This window comes from Sphingobacterium sp. WM (genome assembly GCF_029542465.1).
In the GTDB taxonomy this organism is placed as follows: domain Bacteria; phylum Bacteroidota; class Bacteroidia; order Sphingobacteriales; family Sphingobacteriaceae; genus Sphingobacterium; species Sphingobacterium cellulitidis.
Window position 1 is genome coordinate 2,747,997 of sequence record NZ_CP120709.1, and the last position, 19,805, is coordinate 2,767,801.

Genomic DNA, 19,805 nt, shown 5'->3' on the forward strand with positions numbered 1-19,805 from the left:
GAATTTTGGAGGCAATTAATGGATTACCTCTGGTATTGCCTCCAAAATCAATTGGTCAATTTATAGTGTTCTCGAAATTTCATTCAATAAGGATTTTGCTTGATTCAAATCCTCATTCCAACCATCGAAACGTTGGTTAGCTTCTAACTTCTTGATCGCATTCTGAAAAGCATCCAGGTTCTTTTGATCATTTTTATCCTTTAATGCTTTTAATACAATTCTCGCCTTTTCATAATCTTGAATGCCTTCTAGCATTCTTTCATATCGAATGGAAGACCTGCCTTTCGGATAAACGATATAAGTATCTCCTGCTGGCCAGGTCCTAAATCTTGAATCTTGTAATGGATTTTCAACCCACGAATTATAGGCCCATCTCAGCATGCCATCAAATCCTGTGGCTAAGGCATACCAACCTAAATAGGTTGATTCTGCAGATTCGGAAAAAGTAAATTGATTCGGAAAACCATCCGAACAACAAATATAAAAAGTACTGTTCAAGCCTCTTGCTTTACGGTTGATGATATCTTCTTTTGAAAATGGATGACCCACAGAAATACTGATATCCTCAGAATTTGGAAATCGCTGATAAGTCTTTTGGTTATCAGCATAAGAAATTCCTATTTCAGGTGCTACCTTATTTAATAAGGCAAATGCAGCGTCCATCTGCTCTCTTTCGCGCTCATCAATGGCAATATTTGTTTTATCCAACCAACCTTTAGTCTTCAGATGTAGCACAAAGTCCTTTAAAAATGGAGTCCATAATTCATCAAAAACAGCTGTTCCTGGTTTTGCAACAACATTCACTAATTCGCCTTTGCTCGCATCCTTATAATGGATTTCATTGTTCCAAGGGATGATGGAATAGCAATTGATCATATCTTTTACCCCTAGATCCGTCATAAACTGAACCCAACGATCGAAAACAGCATAATCATAAGTCCAACTACCATCTGCATTTTTGGTCCATGTGATCATATCCGCATAGGGATCATAAGTTTGAACATTCCAAGGATCCTTATTTAAAGTCGTCGTAATCACCTTCTGCCCAGCATCAGCTAACATTTTCATAACCGGCTTCATAGCCTCAAAATGTGCATCACTCCACATTTCTAATCCTTCTACCCGGGCAACTGCCGATGGATGCTGCCATTGGTCAAGATGGTAAACCCATTCTGAAGATTTAGGCAAGGTCTGATTGATGACTTCTACCTCTAACGCTAAATTTTGTGCTGGCTGACCTTTCGCACTAACAGTGACTGTACCTTGATAGAGTCCGGCCTTAGCATCTTGAGGAATATTTACACTTACCCATACTGGGCGATTTGTTTTCTTTTCTAAATTAAAAGACTTTAAATCATCCAACATATCAGGAGACAATGAGGAAGCAAAATCCTCAGGTTTCCGATGTCCACAACCTCCTGCAAACTCATCTGTCATCACATACCTTACAAATCGAGCATCAGTAGCAGACTTTGGAATAACAGCATTTCCCTTTGAACGTAAATCAGAAACAGAAACCTGTACATCCGATATATCTGTACCTGTCCAGAGTAGTATTTGAGCAGAAAGTTTCTCCCCTTTCCAACCCTCAATTTTAACCCGATTCTGCTTCGCAATTTCGGGAGCTAATGACTTTGCAAATCGCTTATCAATTGTTACAAAAGAACTTTGTAAACCCGGTGAAACTTTCGACCAATCCGAATTTACATCCGAACTGGGATCCGCTAATTCAACAAAAGTTGCTGATAGGGCTGGCTTTAATTGTGCATAGGACTCCTGGAAATTCAAAAAAGAAAAACCAAAACCCAATAAAACTACCCATTTAGCTGTATTGATTTTCATGTAATTAAGTTTAGTTGATGGAATAATTAATGTAATTCTAATCGAATCGCATTAAATCACAATATACGGGATATAAATCAATTTTGAACAAATTTAGTGTTTGTAAACAAAATATTATCCACGCTAATATTTTAATAAACATCAACTTAACAGCACCCTAAAACCTTGATTTACAATTTTTTATTATTTATTAAAAAATTTGATTAAAAATATTTTCCTCCTATATTTGCACTTGTTTATAATAAGTCTAAATAAAGACTATATACAAACAAAAAAATAGCGCCATGCCAAAGACTGCAATCTTAGCATGACGCCCAAATCTAATAGAAGCTGTAACTCCTATTAGTTGATCGGTTCTAGGAACCGACCACCTTTATCAAACTGTAAGTATGAAAGGACTCGCAAGATAAAAAAAATTGGGGGCTCCCCCTAGATAATTATTTCAAGGTTCTTTCATACGCAGTTAATGGAATTATTATTTATTTATCATTAACTCATTATGTTCAATTATTTATTACCCTATTATTTTGAGAAGAAAATCCTCCGATATTCTTCAAATCCTATTACTCCATTTCAGGTTTCTCAAAAATTAAACTTGATTTTTTTCACATCCTTTCCATTTAATTTTTAATCCGATACTTTCATGAAAACAAGCCTCTTTACATGCCTACTCCTTATGAGTAGCATATTTTATGCTTCCGCTCAAAATGGAATAATAAAAGGAACTATCCTGACGCAAAAAGGTACTCCTGCAAAAAACGTCGTGGTCAAACTGAATCATAGCCAAGAAATCCAAGTAGACTCCTTAGGAAAATATGAATTTGTTAACTTAATTGCTAAAAGCTACGAAGTCCATGCTAAGCACATTGGATTTACTTCCCAAATAACCACTATCGTATTAAAGGAAAATGAAACTCGAATTTTAGATTTCATCCTTGAGGAAAACAAAAATATAATCCAAGAAGTGGTAGTCAGTGGTAAAAAACCAATAGTAGACCATCAGGTTTCCCCATCATTAAGGGTCATGACACCAGTATTGGAACTATCTCAAAATGTTCAAATCATAAATGCTGAGCTGTTAGCAAAACAACAGGCATTCAATTTAGCAGATGGTCCATTCAGGAATATCTCTGGGGTAAGTCGACAAACCCATTGGAATGACATGTATGTCAATATCAACATGCGCGGTTCCCAAATCCAGGCTTTCCGCAACGGGATGAATATTGTCAGTTCCTACTGGAGTCCTTTATCTGAAGACATGGCAACTGTAGAAAAAATTGAATTCGTAAAAGGGCCAGCAGGTTTTATGATGTCCAGTGGCGACCCAGCAGGAATATATAATGTGGTTACCAAAAAACCTACCGGTCAAAAAAATGCCGAAGTTACTTTTAGCCTAGGAAGTTTTGAAAACTACAGAACCACCTTAGACTTAGATGGAAAGGTATCAAAAGATGGCAGACTACTATACCGATTGAATATCGCCGGATCTTCAAAAGCTTCTTTCCGCCCGAATGAAGACAATAAAAGACTTGTAATCGCTCCTGTTCTATCTTACAAAATTAATGATAAGACAACTGCCACATTGGAATACACTTATCAGAAAGCTGTCATGACTGATGTTGGATCTGGTTATTTGATGTCTCCTTTTGGTTATAAAACCCTTCCTCGTGAAACCACATTTTCTCAAAAAGGAACCGAACCTCTGGATATCGATGAACACTCTGCATTTATCAATATCGAGCATAAATTAAATGCTAATTGGAAATTAACCGCACAGGCTGCTTATTTTAATTATTATCAAATCGGCGCTAGCAGTTGGCCTAAAGATATTCTTCCTGATGGCAAAATTATCCGGAAATCGGATACCTGGGATGCCCAAAGCACGATGCTCCTTGGCCAAGCTTTCTTAAATGGCTCATTTAATACTGGAGAAGTGAAGCACCAAATATTGGCGGGTATTGATCTAGGAAGTAAATCCTATTTAGCAGACTGGAACCAAAGTATTATTCTGGATAGTTTAAATGGTGGTGAGTTTGATCCTAAGAATCCTGTTTATGGATTTGACTTTGGGCTTCAGAGTTTTGACCGCAGCCATTCCTTGGCTCAACGCGCAGCTTTAGGCGGTGGCATTATGTCCTCAGATTACTCTTCAGCCTATGTGCAAGATCAAATGAGCTTTTTTGATAATGCTTTACGTTTGACTTTGGCTGCTCGTTATACCTCCATGTCTATCAGTACCTGGGGCGGTGCGCCAGTTAAAAGCGAAAAAGTCACACCGAGAATAGGTCTATCCTACTCCATTGATAAAAATACAGCAGTCTATGCATTACTTGACCAATCTTTTCTTCCCCAACAAGGAATTTTATTTGACGGTTCTAAAATAAAACCAATCACAGGTAACAATTATGAACTTGGTATCAAAAGAGATTGGTTCAAAGGAAAATGGAATAGTACCATCGCGATCTATCAAATCACCAAGAACCATGAAATAACATCCTATGGACCAAGACCTGAGATGTCAGTCGAAGTTGGGCAAAAAAGAATCCGCGGGCTCGAAGTTGATATCCGTGGTGAGATATTAAGGGGATTGAACCTGATTGCAAACTATGCATACACCGACGGACAAGTAACCAAAATCAATGAAGGTGTTGAAGCCTTTTTTGTTGGACAAAGACTTGATGGTGCCGATGTTCATATCGCCAACCTATGGCTGGACTATGAATTGACGCGAGGAAAGGCAAAAGGTTTGGCCTTCCAATTTGGAGGGATGTCAAATATCCAACGTGGTTTGGAATTCTACTCCAAGGATGAACCCGAAAAAAATATTGAAGATTATTTCCGATTTGATGCCGGAATAGGCTACCGCATCGACAAATTCAGTGTCAACCTAAATGTACAGAACCTCTTGGATAAATACTTGATTGAGGGCGGTAGTTATTACACGAGCTACTTCAATATCCCTACTTACTCTTGGCAAGCCGGTGCCCCAAGAAACTATCGATTAACATTCGCATATAAATTCTAAAAACATGAAATTAAAATCATTATTCACAATTATTATCAGCATTTGCACGCTTTCTTTAGCACAAGCGCATGCTCTTTGGTTAGAAACTCAAGCAATTGGAAAGTTAAATCAAAAACACAGCGTAAAAATATTCTATGGTGAATACGCAGAACAGACTGTAGATTCTGTAAAAAACTGGTACTCAAACGTCAAGGACTTTGAGCTTTTTTTAATTGGTCCTCAAGGTCAAAAACAAAAATTGGAAAAATCTGAAAACGCAGATCATTTCGAAGCCTCTTTCATCCCGACAGAAAATGGAACCTACACCCTTTCTGCAGTTATCCCTGCAAAAGAAGCTTATGAGACAATGCGGTTTGAATTCTCAGCATTCGCGAATGTTCAAGTTGGAAATACTGCCCTAAAAAACGGTACTCATCCATTCCATCTACAAACGGATGAAATGAACCCAAAATCAGGCTCAATGATTCAGGTTCAACTCTTGAACCAAGACCAAATCGAAAAAGATCAGGAAGTAATAATTATGGCACCTAATGGCTGGACAAAAACTCTTAAATCCGATGCACATGGAAAGATAAATTTCAAACCAGTAGCCTCCGGAAAATACATTTTTGAAGCCTCAAAGACTGAGGACAAGAAAGAATTATGGGAAGGCCAGAACATTGAAAAAATCTGGAAAGGAACTACCCTGACCCTATTCGTAAAATAATAATTTGTCAAGTATAGTAGGCTCTCCTACTATACTTGACTTTCTACATTAAAACAAATCATCATGTATAGCTTAATTGTCTTATTGCTTTTTGCCGGAACTTATTTGATGTATTGCAGCAGCAAAAAGATGAAATGTTATCATCAAATTGAAAAATCATTCTTAAAACAGCTTTCCTCACCTACGTTAAAAGTATCTGGATTGCTTCTTATGATAATCTCAGCGGTTTTAACAATTATGAAACAAGGTTATGAGGCTGGCGCTTTGGCATTCATGGTCTATCTGATGGCAGCTTTGAGTATAGTCAATCTTTTAATACCGTATAGAATATTGGATTGGAAGCATGTTTTGATTCTGTTCTGCATTTCATTCACTATGGAAATCCTTATTTAAAAACCTATCAACCATGCCTGCCAACAAAAAATATTTAAGTTCTCCCCTGCAAAGATTCTTGAAAATCAGTTCTGGTTTTTTTGGAGGCTATATAGTCATGTTAGCATTTCACTCCTTTTTGACCTTATTTTTTGAAAGAAAAGATGTAACCATTTTATCTGGGTTCACAGGTTACCTCTTGTGGGCTACCCTCTTGTTATTAGCCTTTTTAGCAAAAAATGGATGGATGGTCTGGGGAATATACCTCTGCCTCGCATTGCTGTTGTTTCTACCTACCCTATATTAATTCTACCATGAATATCAGAAATTACAATATCTATTTCAGTACGCATACCATCAGTGGCATCATTATTTGTGCATTCCTCTATGTAATTTTTTTTGCCGGTTCTTTTTCTTTTTTTAGAAATGAAATCGCTGCCTGGCAACAAGGTGAATCATTTTCTAAACAAAAAACAGAAGATATCAATTGTGATTACTTGATAGATTCACTGGATAATTCAATCAATTTATTAGGTAGAGACCTAACATTCACCTTTTATCATCAGAATGCTCGAGCTTACATGGGCTATTCTGCATCGAAAGATAGCATCCAAAATAAAATAAACTTGGATAAAATCAATGAAGGAATTCCTGATAAAGCGGATTGGAAAACAAATGATGGAAAATTCTTTGGATTCAATTTCATCAATAAAAAATCTGGCAGTTATTCCGAAAATTACGATCTAGCTGAGTTCCTTTACAGACTACATTTCCTCGCCCAATTAAACGAAGTACCAATCAATTTAGGAATTGGTCCTTTTGGCTATGTAATCGCTGGATTTACATCCTTCCTATTTCTTTTTGCCTTGATTACTGGCCTTCTCCTTCATTGGGATAAACTGGTTTCCAACTTTTTCACTTACCGACCATTCTCTAAATGGAAAACAGTCTGGACCGATATGCATACAGCTTTGGGTGTCGTGGCTTATCCTTTTCAATTACTTTATGCTATTACCGGAATTTTCCTAATCTTAAATTCAGTATTGGCTATTCCATTCGAAAAACTTATTTATAAAGGAGATTCTAAAGCTATGTATACGGAGCTTGCCTTCAATCACTCTGTTGATCTCCCCTATTCCAATAAGAAACTTCCCAATCCTCCTTCCATAAATCAGATTATTAAAGACGTCCAGAATAAATGGCCCAATAGCAGAATCTTCAGGATCAATGTCAAAAATTATGCGGACCAAAACATGCATGTTGTAGCTGAAGTTAGCCCAACATACGCCAAGCATTTTGCAGGCTATGGCATTTACAATGTACAGGTACGAGACAACAAGCTTATCGAAGAAAAGGATCCCATGGCAAACTCCAGCTTTGTCGATCATGTAAAAAGCCTTCTATATCGTCTACATTTTGCAGATTACGCAGGATACCCGCTAAAATTCTTATCCTTTATCTTGGGAATTATGGGTTGCTTGGTTATTAGCTCCGGAATAATGATCTGGTTAGTGGCAAGAGATAAAAACAACATCCCTAAGCATAAAAGAAAATTCAATTTTTGGCTAGCCAATGTTTACCTGGCAATATGCCTTACAATGTTTCCTACAACGGCAATAGCTTTTATTGCTGTAAAATTTAACCCGCAAGCCAATGAAGAGTTCCTATATAAAGTTTACTTTATTACTTGGTTGATCTTCAGTACGTACTACATCATCCGCCAGAGTTTGCAAAGAACCAATAAGGAAACCTTGCTCTTGGGAAGCATGATTGCTCTCACCATTCCTGTCTTTAACGGTGTATTAAGTGGAAAGTGGATCTGGAACAATTTTATGGAAGGCAATATTGATTTATTTAGTATTGATTTTCTTTGGCTATGTTTGGGAATTATTGGCATCATAATCTTTCGAAAAGTTCAGAATCAATTTATGAAGCTGAAAACTGCTCAATAATCTAGCGAAGCAAAGTTTCTTTCAATAAGATATACAATCCAACAGCAAGGATCATATACCCAAATCCCTTTTTAAGGGATTTGTTACTGATCCGATCTGAAAGATAGAAACCAATAAAAATACCAAGAACTGTTCCGCCAGTATAACCAAGCAATAAATTCCAATCGAATAGTTCAAACTTTTCAAGATCTCCCATCACTCCAAAAAAGGAATTGATACTAATGATGATTAATGAAGTAGCGACTGCACGTTTCATCGGTAAATGATAGAAATTCACCAAGGCTGGAATAATTAAAAAACCTCCTCCTGCACCGACAAGTCCCGTTACCAATCCAACCATAGCCCCTTGAAGGATAATAACTTCTATGGGAGTTTTCACATTGGAAGCTGGCACCTCTGGATTGTTCTTCACCGAGCGAATCATACTTAATGAAGAAGCCACCATGACAAAGGAAAATAAGATCATCAAAAGCACATTTTGATGAAATGTAAAACTTCCAATATGGATCAGGTCAGGTACTAAAGGTAGAATATAGGACCTCGTAACAAACACTACGATCAGGGATGGCAATCCAAAACTGATAACTTTCGGCAAATCCGCTTCTTTCTTTATCACACCGCGGATAGCGCCGATAAAGGAAGTAATTCCGATAGCGAAAAGTGAATAAGTTGTCGATAAAGCCGGTTCAACCGACATGATATAAACTAAGATTGGAACAGTCAGAATAGTTCCACCACTCCCAATCAAACCCAAGGTAATGCCAACTAATATTGCTAAGATACAACCTAGGATAATCATGCTAATTTGAAATTGAGTAATTAGTGCGCTGTATTTTCATTTACATAAATGTAAAAGAAATTAATTACATCAGCGTATTTTTTACTCCGAAACTTGATAGTCCAAAGGCAATAAATAGGCTAACTTGGAATAGCCAACCGCATAACCACTCAAAATCCAATTTGAAGTCGGGAAATAGGAACCCTGCGATTCAATTATTACTCCCTCTGGTTCCGCTAAAAACAATTCTGATACTTGACTCGCTGCCTTCTTCAATAATTTTCGATTCGATTTTTCAAATGACGATGGGAAAATTATATATAAATAATCTTGGTATAAAATTTCCTTTAACATCCGCTCCTTATCCTCATTTACAATGATTTCTTCAGGCTGCATCACTCCCATCAGATAACTGATTTTCTCATGCTGAATCATCTGCTTATTCAGTGTATTTACCTGATCCTCAGAAAACTCCTTCTGGGAAGCATAAAATAATTTCCAATTTCCATTGAAATCCCGATCAACCGTTTTTTTAATTTCAGCATATTTCTTTCTGGCATTTACCCGAACCTCATTCTCCTTTTTAACTAACTTTCGAACAATGTAGCCATCTTTTGCCCAGGATTTATGGTAGGTACTTGACACAAATCGATTCATGGATAGCATATATGCATCCTCACGATTCTTCCTATACTTTGAACGCCCTTTTCCAAGATCCTTAAAAAAGGCATATCCCTCAAAAAAGAACATCTTCGTGGAGAAATTCATATTGAAATTGGCAAGATCATAAGTTAACTCATAGCCTAAAGCTTTGTTTCTAATGATTATGGGTTCCGTACAAACAGCAACCAATACATTTTCTTTCTTATTAAAATGAAATTTTACAACTTCGGGGTTTAGAATCTCACATTCATCTGCAAAATCTCCAATACCAATTAAATTCTCAATAAAAAAATTACCCCATTCTTTCCATCCATCCTTTAAATAATTTCGAACCACCACTTCTTCTATAGCAGTTGACTTTTGTTTTAATTGAATAAGCAATTCCTTTTCCAGGGGTAACTGTACTTGGATAATTTGCTTATCATAACCCATATAAGTTATGACTAACTCAAAAATTTTATTACTTGTATTCAAGGAAAAAGCACCCTCTTTATTACTGCTAGTCCCTAGAGAAGAATTATTGATATAAATGGATGCCCCAGCTATGACAGACCTTGATTCTGCATCTATGACCTTGCCTTTTATTAATTGCTGGGAATAGCCTATGGAATGAACTATGAAAAATAGAAGAAAAAGTAATAATCGATTCATGTTACGATATTTTCGTAAATATACTAAAATTCAATAAACTTAAACAGCTAGAGAAATCCAGCGTACTAAAAAAGCCCGAAATTGTGAAAAATCAGGCTTTTGACTAACAAAAATATAAAAGAATGTGATTATTGGGCAGTGTCTTTAACGGTTGTATCCACCTCTGTTGAATCCAAATTAATGACTTCTTCATCCGGTGCATTAATATTGTAGCGTTCTGCATCTCCTCCTTGTGCAGGATCTGGAAGAACTTCGGTTTCATTTTCAGATTTTTCGCTGTTATTACAACTCGTTACAGTTATTAATCCCATGGCAAAAGCTCCTAATAATATAAATTTAATTTTGTGCATATGCTTGTCATGTTGATTTAACTAATAAACCATTTTAAATTAAAAATGTTTCAATAACCATAAAAAAACCTGACATTCCTAGGAACATCAGGTATAATTTAGGTAATTTTAGTTAATAAAGGTCATAGTCTTTCGCCATGTTGGGAGATATCCAAACCCACTTCTTCCTCTGCATCTGAAACCCGCAATCTTGAAATTAAATCTGTTATTTTAAGCAGCACAAAAGCCATAATAATAATAAACACGGAGGAGACAATCAGCCCTAGAATATGAGCTATAAATAAATTCGATTCTCCATAAAACAATCCATTATCTGGGATTGCGGCGTTGATTGATTTACTAGCAAATACACCCGTCAAAACCATTCCTACCATTCCCCCTACACCATGGCTAGGAAAAACATCTAGGGTATCATCAATTCTAGATCGAGTTCTCCATGCAATCACTAGGCGACTTATTACTGCGGCCACGGCTCCAATCACGAGTGAATGCCCAAAAGTAACAAAGCCTGCCGCCGGTGTAATTGCTACTAATCCCACAACCGCTCCTATACATACCCCCATTGCAGTAGGTTTTATCCCCTTCGCCGCGTCGAAGAAAATATAGGTTAATGCTGCTGCAGCAGATGCCGTTGAAGTGGTAATCAATGCTGTCGCCGCTAATTCAGAAGCTGAAAAAGCAGATCCAGCATTGAAACCTATCCAACCAAACCATAGTAAACCAGTTCCTAATAACACATAGGTAATTCGAGCCGGAGTATGACTATGCATATCTTTTCCTTTTCTTAAGTATATGGCCGAAGCCAATGCTGTTAATCCAGCCGACATATGCACCACAGTGCCTCCGGCAAAATCCAATACACCCATTTTAAATAAAAATCCATCCGGATGCCAGGTCGCATGAGCCAATGGTGCATAAATGAAAATAAAAAACAGGCAGATAAATAAAACATAAGAGGTAAATCTTATTCTTTCGGCAAATGCTCCAGTAATCAATGCCGGTGTGATAATAGCAAATTTTAACTGGTAAATAGCAAATAAGGCAAATGGAATGGTTGGTGCCGCCTCCCATGGCTCCCTTTCCAAGACATTATTAAACATGAAATAGCTGTATGGATTCCCAATGATTCCGCCTATGGACTCTCCAAATACCAAACTAAATCCAAAAACTACCCAAAGCACAGCAACGACGGCCATACATATAAAACTTTGCAACATCGTTGAAATAACATTCTTCTTCTTTACCATTCCGCCATAAAAATAGGCTAAACCCGGTGTCATAATCAAAACCAAAGCCGTGGAAGTCAACATCCACGCAATATCCGCAAAATTATAAGCCGAATTTGAATGAATTTTAGGCGTTTTTGAAAAAACAAATGAAATAACAACCAAAAACCCCATAAAAATCAGAGGTACATAAGACTTTTTACCAGATAAAACCATATTCTTTTAAATTTTATTCAACAAAAATACATTTATATTGCATTTATCAAAATAAAAATCAAATAATATTGAATAAAAACCAATTTTTATTGAGTTTTATACTAAAAAAACAAATATTTGTAACAGAAAATCAAAAAATAAATCGAAAATATCATTTTTATAGACAATAAAAACACAATATTGAAGATTAAAACATAAATCAACTGATAATTATCTACTAATTAGTGAAAATCCTACGCTAAACAGCAAAAATCTAGTGCAAAACTCTTAAGCATTCAAAGGATTTGAAGAAAAAATGGGATATTTATATAATATTCAGTTTAACTATGGAAGATTTGTTCAAAATTTATAAGGTTGATAATAAAGATGCCCTTTATATTCAAAATCATAGCAATGAACCCCATTATCATCAATTTGAAGAACTCATCATTGGAATAAAGGGCAAAATTGAGCATTTTATAGATTTTAAGAGCGAGACTTACCATGCACCATTTGTTTGCTTTGTAAGTCGTGGCAAAATTCACCGCGTCGTTCCCATGTTAAATAATGGGGAATGTGATTTTTGGGTGCTGCGATTTAAAAGTGAATTTATTCCCGAGACTACCTTCAATCTATATGGTTATTTCCATGATAATGCCAACCTTGCCTTTCCTGAAGGCCGTTGCTTTGAACGCTTGAACCAGATTTGTCAAATGATAAATGATGAAATGGAACAGGAGAAACCGGAACTCTCCATTGTACGGGAATTGTTGACCGTTCTTTTTAGTATGATTGAAACCGAACGAAAAAAACAGGATCCCGACCAACATAATCTCTATAAAAATCAAGATATCACCTTCAAAAACTTCTTAACCATACTAGAAGAGAATTTTAGACGTCCTGAAGGTGTAAATTATTATGCTGAGAAACTTTTTATGAGTGCAAGAAACCTGAATACCATTACCCAAAGCATCCTCCAGCAATCCGTATCCGAAATTATTGAAACCAGAAAACTGATTGAAGCTAAAAACCTACTTATCAGTAGCAATAAAACTATTTCTGAAATTGGATTTGAATTAGGTTATAGTGATAAAGCTTACTTCACGAGTGTATTTAAAAAGAAATCTGGACAGACCCCTACTGAATTTCGCGAGGAAATGAAAAAGTTAATCTCCTAAAACTTATACCATTCTTCCAAATTCTCATACCTCTACCCTCCATAGAGTACCGATATTTGTAATATAAATTGGAAAGGAATTTATAATGGAAGATATGACACGTAAACAATTTCTGGCTGCCGCAGCAACTTTACCACTTGCAGGAGCAGCTGTCAAACTGAAAGCACTCAATAAATTCGTTGATGGATTAAACAACAGCAATAAAATGCCTGTTCTTTTCCTTGGACATGGTAGTCCAATGAATGCCATCGAAGACAATGAATTTGTTCAAGGTTTCAAAAATATTAGTAAAGAAATAGAAAAACCGACCGCAATATTGGTGATCTCGGCTCACTGGGAAACAAAAGGAACTTTTGTAACCGCCATGGAACATCCAAGTACCATTCACGATTTCGGCGGATTCCCGCAAGCTTTATTTGATGTTCAATATCCAGCACCTGGTTCACCTGAATTAGCAGAGGCAGTGAAGGAAATCGTAAGCAGCAAGGAAGTTCATCTGGATGATAAATGGGGATTGGATCATGGTTCTTGGTCCGTAGTAAAACATTTATACCCGAATGCTGACGTACCTGTAATTCAAATGAGCATTGACTACAGCATGCCGGCAAGTCATCACTATGCTTTGGCAAAGGAATTAGCAGCATTACGCAAAAAAGGAGTTTTGATTGTTGGTTCAGGTAATAATGTCCACAACCTGAGAATGGTTTCCTGGAAACACCTCAATACCGTTGGGTTCGCATTTGATTGGGCTCAGGAAGCTAATGAAAAAATGAAAGAATATATCATCCAAGGTAATCATCAACCTCTGATTGATTTTGACAAACAAGGCTCTGCCTTTCAAATGGCAATCCCAACTCCTGAACATTATCTACCAATGATATACGCCTTAGCCTTACAGGACAAAAACGAAGACCTATTTATTTTTAATGATGCAGCAGTGGCAGGTGCCCTGACCATGACTTCATTTAAAATAGGTTAATGAAATAAATTATTTGAATTATTTGGAGGTTATCAGCAATGATAACCTCCTTTTTTTTCCGTACTCCTTTTTATTTCCCCGATTTCAAAAATTGAACCTAATCCTGTTTCTAATATCAATTAGCACATTAACTCGAAAATTATTTTAATAAAGACCCATGTTTTACCGCAACTTCGCCGGACCTTCTTCGGACCTCCTTCGGACATCAGCCGAAAAATTCCGAACAAGGTCCGGCGAAGATCTGAGCCTTGTCCCTAGAAAATCCGATATAACATTTAATTATTCCTGAAGTATTATAAAAGAAGGATAATATTTAGCTCAATTTCCAGATTGAATCTCTTTTTACCATAGAATTCAGAATAAAAGTCGTTTAATACCCTGCTCACCTGATTATTCACCGAAGCCAAGAATTCTTTGTTTTTTTCACCGATTATTTTTCAAGCTTCACCGAGTTTTCAAAAGGACTTGCCTATTCCCACTGTACGCGCTTTGGTTTTCGATATACCTTTGAATCAAACAATTACATAATCAATAACACAAAAAATTTAAAATCATGAAAACGCTAATCTCTCTAATCGCAACAACAGTATTTACACTTGTAAGTTCATTTGTATTTGCTAACAGTAAACCAGAACCTGTAAAATTTATTAAAGTCGAATCTATTATCGATCAGTACATCGATGCTTCGAACAACGGTGAAGTAAGTTTAGTTGACTACCTATTTACCGAAGATTTTAAATATTCAACCCCTAATAACGGTCAAACCGAACTTATCGGAAGATCTGAATTGGTTAAACATTTAAAAAGCAATAAAGGATCGAAAATGAATGCCGAAACTGAATATTCATTCGTGGAAAAAAATGATGATTGTAGTATTGTAAAAGTTACTACAACTTTTGAAACCTTTAAAAAATATGACTACGTTACTTTGTGCAACAGTAAAGATGGTTGGAAAATCAGCCATATCACAGTAACCTACCCTGAAAGATAAGTCCGTCTTTGTTTATAAGTAAATTTGGTTAAAAGGTGTAACGATAGTTATACCTTTTTTTATGCAACAAGGATTATCATTCATGCTAAATCCAATTAGGAAAGCTTTGTATTCCATTTAATAATGTGTATTTTCAAGTCATAAACCTGTAACTGAAATGAAAAATACCTTACTTACTCTTTCTTTCTTGAGTTTGTTTACGATTGGCCAGAGCCAAGCCCAACAAAATCCAGTAATCAAAGGATGGTATGCCGATCCTGAAGGAATAATTTACAACAATGAATATTGGATATTCCCAACCTATTCAGCACCCTACGAAGAGCAGATTTTGTTTGATGCCTTTTCCTCCAAAGATTTGGTAAACTGGAAAAAACATCCTCGAATTTTGGACAATAGCGAAGTTAAATGGGCCAATAAAGCGATGTGGGCACCTAGTGTGATTGAAAAGGATGGAAAGTATTACTTTTTCTTTGGCGCGAATGATGTTCACGAGGGAGAAATTGGCGGAATTGGGGTTGCTGTTGCTGACAAGCCTGAGGGTCCCTATAAAGACTTACTCGGGAAACCACTAATCAATGATATCGTCAATGGCGCACAACCAATCGATCAATTTGTATTCCGGGACAAGGATGGCCAACATTATATGTTTTATGGTGGTTGGGGCCATTGTAATGTGGTAAAATTAGCGGATGATTTTAAGAGTTTAGTTCCTTTTGAGGATGGAACAATATATAAAGAAGTAACCCCTGAAAATTATACTGAAGGCCCATTTATGTTTATTAAGGATAATAAATATTATTTTATGTGGTCAGAAGGTGGCTGGACTGGGCCGGATTATAAGGTGGCCTACGCGATTGCTGATAGTCCCTTAGGACCATTCAAAAGGATTGGCACCGTTCTTCAACCCGACCCTAAGATTGCCTATGGTGCAGGACATCATTCCGTAATCAAGATCCCTAAAAAGGATAAATATTACATGGTTTATCACCGTAGACCACTCGATAAAAAAGGAGCTAATGAAAGAGAAACCTGTATCGATGAAATGAAATTTGATAAAAATGGATTTATCCTCCCTGTTCAAATGACATTCGATGGAGTAAAACATGTCTTAAAATAAGATTACCTATTATAAGTAGAATAGCCATTCCCGATATGCAGGAATGGCTATTCTTATTTTTATCGTATCTTGTCTTATTCAAAATAGATTTATATGAAGTTTGGAAAAGTAGAGGACGCAAGCAATATAGATTTTTCATTACCTCAAACCCCAAAGGAAACTATTCAGTTACTTGAGAAATACAAAAAGGATAAGGAGTTTCATTTTTATGTTGGTTACCCAAAGTGGTCAAAGGCCGATTTAAAGGGTTTTTATCCGCGAGGAACCAAGGATGAATTAAACCTGTATTCCAAAAACTTTAACGCGGTTGAATTCAATGGAACTTTTTATAGATCACCGAGTAAGGAACAGGTCTTGATCTGGAAAGATAGAACAGTTGATAATTTTAGATTTTGTCCCAAATTCACCAATAGTATCAGTCATTATTCCCGCCTCAATAATACCGACGAAAAAGTAGCTGCATTTATTGATTCCACGGTATTATTTGAAGAAAAATTAGGGATGCCCTTTATCCAAATGCCTGAAAATTTCCGACCCAAAGCCTTTGAAAGGTTGGAAGGATTTTTAGATCGATTTCCAAAAGGATACCCTTTAGCTTTTGAAGTTAGACATGAGGAATGGTTCAATGACCAAGAGGTGTTGGAACGATATTTAAGCGTATTAAAAAAGAACAACATTACTAATATTATTGTTGACACGCCCGGACGAAGGGATATGCTGCATTTTAGATTGACCAGCCCAGTTGCATTTATTCGCTTTGTCTCATCCACTGAGATTTTGGATAAACAACGCTTAGCGGAATGGGTTCTGAAACTTAAAGAATGGAGAGAAGCCGGTTTAAAGGAAGTTTACTTTTTTATTCATCAAAAAATAGATGCTGAAACCCCTTTCCTATCCACTGATTTTGTGGAAGAAATAAATGCTTCTTTCAACCTCCATTTACCAAAAGCAAAAAAAGACAGCTAGCTAGCTGTCTTTCTATTTTTTCTATTTCTCTATTTGTATAATAAGGCCCCTGAAACATTCCAGAAGCTGATACTTTCACCCTCTTTAGGGCCTTGAGGAATCTGAACTCGGATCGTATGCTTTCCTGCCTTTAAATCTCCTAAGTCAATAAACACAGGATTAGTAACTGTTCCTGGACACCAATTGGAGCGACTTAAATCCGAGGAGGATAAACCATTTTCGAAATTCCCACTCACTGGATTATATAATCTATAGCTACCACAATCCAAACGCCAAGGCGTAAATTGAGCTTGCAACTTGGAATCCAAAAAGATCCTATTCGGTTTTGGAACAAATTCATCTCCATTTCCCCAACCACCATGACCGGTGCTAATATATCTAAGTTTGGCATCTTTTACATCCTGCGCCAATTCAAAAGTCAACTCTAAGCCTTTTTCATCTTTAAACATGGTCGGATAAGTCTGACCACCCATTTCCATTACATTGGTCGTATTGAATAAAGGCATAATTTTCATTCCCTCCGCATAGTTAGAGCCTCCAGGATGGATACTCATCTCTAAACTTATCTTATGACCACCTTTATCATAATTACCAATATAGGTTCCTAAATAAACCTCTTTACCCGAAAGAACAGGCAAAAACTCCGAAATATCTTGTCTATAGATTACACTATCTTGCCATGTTTTTCCCTTTAGCGCCAGGCGATCATTGAAATGAGATACTCCAAATGGAGTAAAAAAGCGCATAAGCTCATAAACTGGAGAAAATTCAGAAGTTCGGATCATTCCAGGGTATGAAGTTCCCGAAGAATCCACATAACTAGGAAGTGTCGCCATTCCATTTTTCATCCCATCCAAGAAACTGATCTTTTGATCCTCAGCTATCAGAAATACCGATCCGGTCCGATCGTAGGCATCCCCATTCGATTTTTCAATCAGCTGAATGAATGCTTGTGAATTGACATCTACCTCCGGAACTTTGATCTTCTTAAGGATAACGGTTCCTTCAGCGAATCGCATAATGCTATCTGACTTAATTCCGGGTTGAAAACAGATTTGTTCATCTTGGAAAACCGGCAGATAGATAAACCTACTCTTCCAAAGTTCATCTCTATAAGTTAACTCATCGAGTAATTGTGAAGGATTGATTTCAGGAAGATCTTTTGGCCAGCCTTTCAGCTTTTCAATGGATGCAGCAACCAAACCAGAGTTTCCATTGCGTCTATATTCCAAAACAAGACCCAGACTTTGTCCTAAATCATTGGGAGCAGCTTGAATTTGAGCGTCCTTGGAATATAAAAGTTCTATTTTATTGGAGTTGACAGAGGTTACTGCTTTCTGGGTTTTATACCCAATAATCTTCTTTCCATCTGAATCCACTTCTTCATAGGTATATTTCTTCAGTGTTGTGCTATCAACAGTGCTGATTTGCTTATCAGCAGATAAATAGGATATTCTATATACTTTATTCCCGGTGTAATCGTAGCTGGATACCTCTGCAGGATATCTGGCGTTTCCAGAAACTAAGCTTTCCTTAGTGACAAAGGATTTCCCTTTTGTAGCAAAGACCACAACAGGATCCTGTTTCATCATTGCCCCATCCCTAAAATAATGATAAGTAATTTTATAAGTAACTTGACCAAAAAGCATATTGCTTGCAAGGACCATCAATAATAACAGCAGATTTCTTTTCATACATTAATTTTAATACACTTCGATACTGGTTCCATTTTCTGTTGGATGCGAGGTACAGATCAAACACCTTCCATTCTCTACCTCCCTATCCGTCAAAACCTCATTATAGTCCATACGAACAGAACCCTTTACCACCTGAGAAATACAAGTACTACACATTCCTGATTTGCAGGAATATGGTAATTTGATTTTATGCTCCAATCCAACATCCAGAATGGTCTTGTCATAAGGTATGGTCAGTGGATATTCCTGACCATTAAATTTGAGGACAATATCATAACTGGTCATATCTACTGGTTCCTCTTCCTTCTCATCTTCATCCTCTTCTTCTTCAGGAAAGTGGAAGGTTTCCCTTTTGATGTTCTCTTCAGGAAATCCCATTCCCAATAAAGTAAATCTCACTAAATCCATATAAAATAATGGACCACAAGTATAGAATACCGACTCATCACCTTCATTTAAATGAGTCTTAAGCAGGCTTAATATATAATCTCTATTCAGCCTGGCTGTCATTAGATTCTTGCTGTTTGACCAAATAAATTCAATATGCAAGCGGTCAGGATAAGCTTCTTGCCATTTCAACAATTCATCATAAAAGATGGTTTGTTCCTTTGAACTATTACTATAAATGAGAACGACTTTACTTTTTTTCTCGGCAACCAAGGCGGTTTTCAAGATTGAAAATAATGGGGTAACTCCTACTCCGGCACCAAAAAGAAATATGGTATTTGTATGTGATTCAGAAGGAATATAGGTAAAAAGACCTTGAGGTTCCATCACTTGGATTTCATCTCCCACTTTGGTTTTATGATGTAATAATCTGGAAATTTCACCATTATCAACTCTTTTTACCGTGATTTCGTATGGTTCCTCCACATAGGGGCTACTGGAAAAAGAATAGGAACGGCGAACTTCACGTTCAGAAAACTCAAAAGCCAGGGTTAAAAATTGACCTGATTGATAGGATGGGAAATCCCCACTGACATCTTCAAAACGTATGGAAATATTATGATTTGGTTGTTGAATAATTTCTGAAATCCTAAATGTATACATAGGGTTAAAGATAGTAGCTTACATTAGCATTTTCAAATAGAAATCGTTGATATCGTATCAATAAAAA

17 protein-coding genes are annotated in these 19,805 nt (G+C 36.6%); 10 read left to right on the top strand and 7 right to left on the bottom strand.

The features are described from left to right. Positions 1-60: 60 nt before the first annotated feature. Positions 61-1,842 (bottom strand): glycoside hydrolase domain-containing protein, encoded by a 1,782-nt coding sequence (locus PZ892_RS11765; RefSeq protein WP_277711331.1) that lies wholly within the window; start codon positions 1,840-1,842, stop codon positions 61-63. A 676-nt stretch (positions 1,843-2,518) separates the two neighbouring features. Here PZ892_RS11765 and PZ892_RS11770 point away from each other — a divergent pair. The 5 genes from PZ892_RS11770 (at position 2,519) to PZ892_RS11790 (ending at position 7,897) form a co-directional block, all read left to right on the top strand. Continuing rightward, a complete protein-coding gene (locus PZ892_RS11770; RefSeq protein WP_277711332.1) occupies positions 2,519-4,867 on the top strand; it encodes a TonB-dependent siderophore receptor in 2,349 nt (782 codons plus the stop codon). Positions 4,868-4,871: 4 nt separating this feature from the next. Further along, the gene (locus PZ892_RS11775) at positions 4,872-5,573 is read left to right on the top strand and encodes a hypothetical protein (RefSeq protein ID WP_277711333.1); all 702 of its coding nucleotides are present in this window, start codon (positions 4,872-4,874) and stop codon (positions 5,571-5,573) included. Between the two features lie 63 nt (positions 5,574-5,636). Then, positions 5,637-5,966 (top strand): DUF3325 family protein, encoded by a 330-nt coding sequence (locus PZ892_RS11780; protein WP_277711334.1) that lies wholly within the window; start codon positions 5,637-5,639, stop codon positions 5,964-5,966. Positions 5,967-5,979: 13 nt separating this feature from the next. Then, positions 5,980-6,252, top strand: coding sequence for a hypothetical protein (locus PZ892_RS11785; protein WP_094255876.1), 273 nt, complete (start codon positions 5,980-5,982; stop codon positions 6,250-6,252). A 7-nt stretch (positions 6,253-6,259) separates the two neighbouring features. Further along, positions 6,260-7,897 carry a PepSY-associated TM helix domain-containing protein gene (locus PZ892_RS11790; RefSeq protein ID WP_277711335.1) on the top strand — a complete coding sequence of 546 codons (1,638 nt, stop codon included), beginning with the start codon at positions 6,260-6,262 and terminating at the stop codon, positions 7,895-7,897. Between the two features lies 1 nt (position 7,898). On the opposite strand, the gene PZ892_RS11795 is transcribed toward PZ892_RS11790, so the two are convergent. From PZ892_RS11795 to PZ892_RS11810, 4 genes are all read right to left on the bottom strand, one after another. Then, entirely contained in the window at positions 7,899-8,696 is a 798-nt protein-coding gene (locus PZ892_RS11795; protein ID WP_277711336.1) for a sulfite exporter TauE/SafE family protein, read from the bottom strand. An 81-nt stretch (positions 8,697-8,777) separates the two neighbouring features. Beyond that, positions 8,778-9,989 carry a carboxypeptidase-like regulatory domain-containing protein gene (locus PZ892_RS11800; RefSeq protein WP_277711337.1) on the bottom strand — a complete coding sequence of 404 codons (1,212 nt, stop codon included), beginning with the start codon at positions 9,987-9,989 and terminating at the stop codon, positions 8,778-8,780. A gap of 128 nt (positions 9,990-10,117) precedes the next feature. After that, positions 10,118-10,339 (bottom strand): hypothetical protein, encoded by a 222-nt coding sequence (locus PZ892_RS11805; RefSeq protein ID WP_094255880.1) that lies wholly within the window; start codon positions 10,337-10,339, stop codon positions 10,118-10,120. A 122-nt stretch (positions 10,340-10,461) separates the two neighbouring features. Then, a complete protein-coding gene (locus PZ892_RS11810) occupies positions 10,462-11,781 on the bottom strand; it encodes an ammonium transporter (RefSeq protein ID WP_277711338.1) in 1,320 nt (439 codons plus the stop codon). A gap of 326 nt (positions 11,782-12,107) precedes the next feature. Here PZ892_RS11810 and PZ892_RS11815 point away from each other — a divergent pair, with 326 nt between their 5' ends. The 5 genes from PZ892_RS11815 (at position 12,108) to PZ892_RS11835 (ending at position 16,991) form a co-directional block, all read left to right on the top strand. Further along, complete coding sequence (locus tag PZ892_RS11815) at positions 12,108-12,938, top strand: AraC family transcriptional regulator (RefSeq protein ID WP_277711339.1); 831 nt, start codon at positions 12,108-12,110, stop codon at positions 12,936-12,938. A gap of 94 nt (positions 12,939-13,032) precedes the next feature. Next, positions 13,033-13,917, top strand: coding sequence for a 4,5-DOPA dioxygenase extradiol (ygiD, locus tag PZ892_RS11820; protein WP_094256260.1), 885 nt, complete (start codon positions 13,033-13,035; stop codon positions 13,915-13,917). A 553-nt stretch (positions 13,918-14,470) separates the two neighbouring features. Further along, positions 14,471-14,908, top strand: coding sequence for a nuclear transport factor 2 family protein (locus tag PZ892_RS11825; RefSeq protein ID WP_094255883.1), 438 nt, complete (start codon positions 14,471-14,473; stop codon positions 14,906-14,908). A 157-nt stretch (positions 14,909-15,065) separates the two neighbouring features. Further along, entirely contained in the window at positions 15,066-16,025 is a 960-nt protein-coding gene (locus tag PZ892_RS11830; RefSeq protein ID WP_094255884.1) for a glycoside hydrolase family 43 protein, read from the top strand. A 93-nt stretch (positions 16,026-16,118) separates the two neighbouring features. Further along, entirely contained in the window at positions 16,119-16,991 is an 873-nt protein-coding gene (locus PZ892_RS11835; protein WP_277711340.1) for a DUF72 domain-containing protein, read from the top strand. Between the two features lie 29 nt (positions 16,992-17,020). On the opposite strand, the gene PZ892_RS11840 is transcribed toward PZ892_RS11835, so the two are convergent. Both PZ892_RS11840 and PZ892_RS11845 read right to left on the bottom strand, forming a co-directional pair. Next, on the bottom strand, positions 17,021-18,685 hold the full coding sequence (locus PZ892_RS11840) for a PNGase F N-terminal domain-containing protein (protein WP_277711341.1): 1,665 nt from the start codon (positions 18,683-18,685) through the stop codon (positions 17,021-17,023). A gap of 9 nt (positions 18,686-18,694) precedes the next feature. After that, positions 18,695-19,738, bottom strand: coding sequence for a ferredoxin--NADP reductase (locus PZ892_RS11845; RefSeq protein WP_277711342.1), 1,044 nt, complete (start codon positions 19,736-19,738; stop codon positions 18,695-18,697). Positions 19,739-19,805: the final 67 nt, after the last annotated feature.

What these genes read in the sequence shown, in the direction of transcription:
- PZ892_RS11765 (WP_277711331.1), bottom strand. Translation starts at nt 1,842, where the DNA reads ATGAAAATCAATACAGCTAAATGGGTAGTTTTATTGGGTTTTGGTTTT.
- PZ892_RS11770 (WP_277711332.1), top strand. Translation starts at nt 2,519, where the DNA reads ATGAGTAGCATATTTTATGCTTCCGCTCAAAATGGAATAATAAAAGGA.
- PZ892_RS11775 (WP_277711333.1), top strand. Translation starts at nt 4,872, where the DNA reads ATGAAATTAAAATCATTATTCACAATTATTATCAGCATTTGCACGCTT.
- PZ892_RS11780 (WP_277711334.1), top strand. Translation starts at nt 5,637, where the DNA reads ATGTATAGCTTAATTGTCTTATTGCTTTTTGCCGGAACTTATTTGATG.
- PZ892_RS11785 (WP_094255876.1), top strand. Translation starts at nt 5,980, where the DNA reads ATGCCTGCCAACAAAAAATATTTAAGTTCTCCCCTGCAAAGATTCTTG.
- PZ892_RS11790 (WP_277711335.1), top strand. Translation starts at nt 6,260, where the DNA reads ATGAATATCAGAAATTACAATATCTATTTCAGTACGCATACCATCAGT.
- PZ892_RS11795 (WP_277711336.1), bottom strand. Translation starts at nt 8,696, where the DNA reads ATGATTATCCTAGGTTGTATCTTAGCAATATTAGTTGGCATTACCTTG.
- PZ892_RS11800 (WP_277711337.1), bottom strand. Translation starts at nt 9,989, where the DNA reads ATGAATCGATTATTACTTTTTCTTCTATTTTTCATAGTTCATTCCATA.
- PZ892_RS11805 (WP_094255880.1), bottom strand. Translation starts at nt 10,339, where the DNA reads ATGCACAAAATTAAATTTATATTATTAGGAGCTTTTGCCATGGGATTA.
- PZ892_RS11810 (WP_277711338.1), bottom strand. Translation starts at nt 11,781, where the DNA reads ATGGTTTTATCTGGTAAAAAGTCTTATGTACCTCTGATTTTTATGGGG.
- PZ892_RS11815 (WP_277711339.1), top strand. Translation starts at nt 12,108, where the DNA reads ATGGAAGATTTGTTCAAAATTTATAAGGTTGATAATAAAGATGCCCTT.
- ygiD (WP_094256260.1), top strand. Translation starts at nt 13,033, where the DNA reads ATGACACGTAAACAATTTCTGGCTGCCGCAGCAACTTTACCACTTGCA.
- PZ892_RS11825 (WP_094255883.1), top strand. Translation starts at nt 14,471, where the DNA reads ATGAAAACGCTAATCTCTCTAATCGCAACAACAGTATTTACACTTGTA.
- PZ892_RS11830 (WP_094255884.1), top strand. Translation starts at nt 15,066, where the DNA reads ATGAAAAATACCTTACTTACTCTTTCTTTCTTGAGTTTGTTTACGATT.
- PZ892_RS11835 (WP_277711340.1), top strand. Translation starts at nt 16,119, where the DNA reads ATGAAGTTTGGAAAAGTAGAGGACGCAAGCAATATAGATTTTTCATTA.
- PZ892_RS11840 (WP_277711341.1), bottom strand. Translation starts at nt 18,685, where the DNA reads ATGAAAAGAAATCTGCTGTTATTATTGATGGTCCTTGCAAGCAATATG.
- PZ892_RS11845 (WP_277711342.1), bottom strand. Translation starts at nt 19,738, where the DNA reads ATGTATACATTTAGGATTTCAGAAATTATTCAACAACCAAATCATAAT.